This is a genomic window from Escherichia sp. MOD1-EC5495 (assembly GCF_002965965.1).
Classification (GTDB): domain Bacteria; phylum Pseudomonadota; class Gammaproteobacteria; order Enterobacterales; family Enterobacteriaceae; genus Escherichia; species Escherichia ruysiae.
The window spans coordinates 1-3,796 of the sequence record NZ_PTRI01000044.1 but is presented as its reverse complement, the minus strand read 5'-3'; the positions used below and the strand labels follow the sequence as shown (position 1 = coordinate 3,796).

The following is a 3,796-nucleotide window of genomic DNA, read 5'->3' as shown; positions in this document are numbered from 1 at the left end:
CGGCGAAAAATGCCGATATCAGCGGTAACGTGAATGCGAACTCCGGGACGCTCAATAATGTCACGATTAACGAGAACTGTCGGGTTCTGGGAAAACTGTCCGCGAACCAGATTGAAGGCGATCTCGTTAAAACAGTGGGCAAAGCTTTCCCCCGGGACTCCCGTGCACCGGAGCGGTGGCCATCAGGGACTATTACCGTCAGGGTTTATGACGATCAGTCGTTTGACCGGCAAATTGTTATTCCAGCGGTGGCTTTCTGCGGTGCCAGACATGAGCGGGAGAATAGCGATACTTATTCGTCATGCCGCCTGATAGTGAAGAAAAACGGGGCTGAAATTTATAACCGAACGGCTCTGGATAATACTCTGATTTACACGGGTGTTATTGATATGCCTGCAGGCAGTGGTGTAATGACACTGGAGTTTTCTGTATCAGCATGGTGGGTAAATGGTTGGTATCCCACAGCAAGTATCAGCGATTTGCTGGTTGTTGTGATGAAGAAAGCCACTGCAGGCATCAGTATCAGCTGAATTTTATAACCCCAATACGGGCGTCAGAAATGACGCCTTTTTTATTGCAGAAAAGCGAGAGGTAATTATGCGTAAATTATGTGCTGTTATTCTGTCTGCAGTAGTCTGGCTGGCCGCCGCTGGTACGCCAGCGAGTGCAGCAGAGCATCAGTCCACACTAAGCGGCGGCTATCTTCAGTCCCATACTGATATGCCCGGCAACGATGACCTGAAGGGCATTAACGTGAAATACCGTTATGAATTTACGGACACGCTGGGGCTGGTGACGTCATTCAGTTATGCAGGATACAAGAATCGTCAGCTGACCCGTTACAGCGATACCCGCTGGCATAAAGATTCCGTGCGTAACCGCTGGTCCAGCGTGATGGCGGGGCCGTCTGTGCGCGTGAATGAATGGTTCAGCGCGTATGCGATGGCGGGTATGGCTTACAGCCGTGTTTCGACTTTTTCCGGGGATTACCTCCGCGTAACTGACAACAAGGGGAAAACGCACGATGTGCTGACCGGAAGTGATGACGGTCGCCACAGCAACACGTCTCTGGCGTGGGGGGTTGGCGTGCAGTTTAACCCGACCGAATCCGTGGCCATTGATATTGCTTATGAAGGCTCCGGCAGTGGTGACTGGCGCACTGACGGTTTCATCGTGGGTGTCGGTTATAAATTCTGATTAGCCAGGTAACACAGTGTTATGACAGCCCGCCGGTTCAGGCGGGCTTTTTTGTGGAGTGGATATGGCAGCAGTAAAAATCTCAGGTGTGCTGAAAGATGGTGCGGGAAAACCAATACAGAACTGCACTATTCAACTGAAGGCAAAGCGTAACAGCACCACGGTACTGGTGAACACGGTGGCCTCTGAAAATCCGGATGAAGCCGGGCGTTACAGCATGGATGTTGAGTATGGCCAGTACAGCGTTATCCTGCTTGTTGAAGGTTTTCCACCTTCACATGCCGGAACCATTACCGTCTATGAAGGTTCCAGACCAGGTACGCTGAATGATTTTCTCGGTGCCATGACGGAAGATGATGTCATGCCGGAGGCATTGCGTCGTTTTGAGGAAATGGTGGAAGAAGCGGCACGCAACGCTGAAGCCGCCTCTCAGAGCGCAGCGGCGGCAAAGAAATCCGAAACTGCAGCGGCATCATCGAAGAACGCGGCGAAAACCTCAGAAACGAATGCAGCTAACAGCGCACAGGCGGCAGCGACCTCACAGACTGCATCGGCAAACTCCGCGACAGCAGCCAAAAAATCAGAAACCAACGCGAAAAACAGTGAGACAGCCGCAAAGACGAGCGAAACCAACGCAAAGTCCAGCCAGACGGCAGCGAAAACCAGCGAAACGAATGCTAAAGCCAGTGAAACTGCGGCAAAAAACAGCCAGGTTGCAGCAGCCCAAAGCGAGAGCGCGGCAGCCGGTTCTGCGACTTCAGCAGCTGGATCAGCAACTGCTGCGGCTAACAGCCAGAAAGCTGCGAAGACGAGTGAAACTAACGCAAAGTCCAGCCAGACGGCAGCGAAGACCAGCGAAACGAATGCCAAAGCCAGTGAAACTGCGGCGAAAAGCAGTCAGGATGCAGCGGCCCAAAGCGAGAGTGCCGCAGCCAGTTCTGCAAGCGCGGCGGCTGCTTCTGCCACTGCATCAGCTAACAGTCAAAAAGCAGCAAAAACCAGTGAAACCAACGCAAAGGTGAGCGAAACAGCGGCTGCGAACTCAGCGAAAGCATCGGCAGCAAGCCAGACGGCAGCTAAAGCAAGCGAAGATGCAGCCAGAGAGTACGCAAGCCAGGCTGCGGAGCCGTATAAATATGTCTTACAGCCGCTGCCTGATGTGTGGATACCATTTAACGATTCGCTGGATATGATTACGGGCTTTTCGCCATCATATAAAAAAATTGTTATTGGTGACGATGAAATAACGATGCCTGGCGACAAGATTGTTAAGTTTAAACGTGCATCGAAAGCAACCTATATTAACAAATCTGGTGTGCTGACAGAGGCTGCCATTGACGAGCCACGATTTGAACGTGATGGCCTGCTTATTGAGGGGCAAAGAACAAACTACATGCTCAATTCGGAAAGCCCTGCCAGTTGGGGGCGATCGTCAAATATGGATGTGCCCGAAACAGGGACGGATAATTTTGGTTTTACCTATGGAAAGTTTGTCTGCAACGATTCTCTGATTGGGCAAACCTCAGCCATTAATATGGCATCAATTGCTGCAACAAAGTCAGTTGATGTCTCAGGCGATAATAAACACGTGACAACCTCATGTCGTTTTAAAACAGAACTGCAGGTAAGGTTGCGTATCCGGTTTGATAAATATGACGGTAGCGCAACAACTTTTCTTGGTGATGCGTATATTGATACACAAACGCTTGAAATTAATATGACAGGCGGTGCTGCCTCAAGGATTACAGCGAGAGTCAGAAAGGACGAAGCTACCGGATGGATTTTTGCAGAGGCAACAATTCAGGCAATTGATGGGGAGTTAAAAATAGGCTCTCAGATACAGTATTCTCCTAAGCAGAGCGGGGCAACCGTATCTGGTGACTATATTTATCTGGCCACCCCACAAGTAGAAGATGGGCCTTGTGTATCATCTTTTATTATATCAGGAGCGACGGCGGCGACCCGCGCAAGCGATATAGTTACAGTTCCAATTAAGAATAATCTTTATAATCTTCCTTTTACGGTTCTTTGTGAGGTACATAAGAACTGGTATAAAACGCCAAATGCAGCGCCACGTGTTTTTGATACCGGCGGTCATCAAACCGGAGCGGCTATTATTCTTGGCTTCGGTCGTTCAACAGATTACGACGGATTTCCTTATTGCGATATTGGAGGAGCTAACAGACGGGTAAACGAAAACGCATCGCTTGAAAAAATGGTTATGGGGATGCGTGTAAAGTCAGAGCAGTCTACGTGCTCAGTAAGTAACGGGCATATATCCAGCGAAACAAAAACCACATGGTCCTGTATTCAGAACACCGCAATTATCCGTATTGGAGGCCAGACTACAGCCGGGTTACGTCATTTATTTGGTCATGTCAGGAATTTCAGAATATGGCACAAGGCATTGACTGATGCTCAGGTGGGGGAGTCAATCTAATGAAAGATTTAACACTCAAATTTGAAGACAGGGCCGACTTTTCGGCCTTTATGGAGAGTATTGGCTATTATGATGACGAGTCGATGCAGGATGATATTCTTATCGACGTGATAGGTAACGTGTACAAAGAAACCGGAGAACTGACTGAAGATGGCGAAC

At 49.4% G+C, this 3,796-nt stretch carries 3 protein-coding genes; all 3 read left to right on the top strand.

Features of this window, described 5'->3' with window-relative positions:
• A partial coding sequence (locus BEG40_RS21400) for a phage tail tip domain-containing protein (RefSeq protein ID WP_502692833.1) occupies positions 1–530 on the top strand: 530 nt, incomplete at its 5' end.
• A 67-nt stretch (positions 531–597) separates the two neighbouring features.
• Positions 598–1,197 carry an Ail/Lom family outer membrane beta-barrel protein gene (locus BEG40_RS21395; RefSeq protein WP_105286074.1) on the top strand — a complete coding sequence of 200 codons (600 nt, stop codon included), beginning with the start codon at positions 598–600 and terminating at the stop codon, positions 1,195–1,197.
• Positions 1,198–1,261: 64 nt separating this feature from the next.
• Entirely contained in the window at positions 1,262–3,637 is a 2,376-nt protein-coding gene (locus BEG40_RS21390; RefSeq protein WP_105286073.1) for a prophage tail fiber N-terminal domain-containing protein, read from the top strand.
• Positions 3,638–3,796: the final 159 nt, after the last annotated feature.

Bases quoted from the DNA above. Each gene is read 5' to 3' on its own strand.
- BEG40_RS21395 (WP_105286074.1), top strand. From the start codon at position 598: ATGCGTAAATTATGTGCTGTTATTCTGTCTGCAGTAGTCTGGCTGGCC.
- BEG40_RS21390 (WP_105286073.1), top strand. From the start codon at position 1,262: ATGGCAGCAGTAAAAATCTCAGGTGTGCTGAAAGATGGTGCGGGAAAA.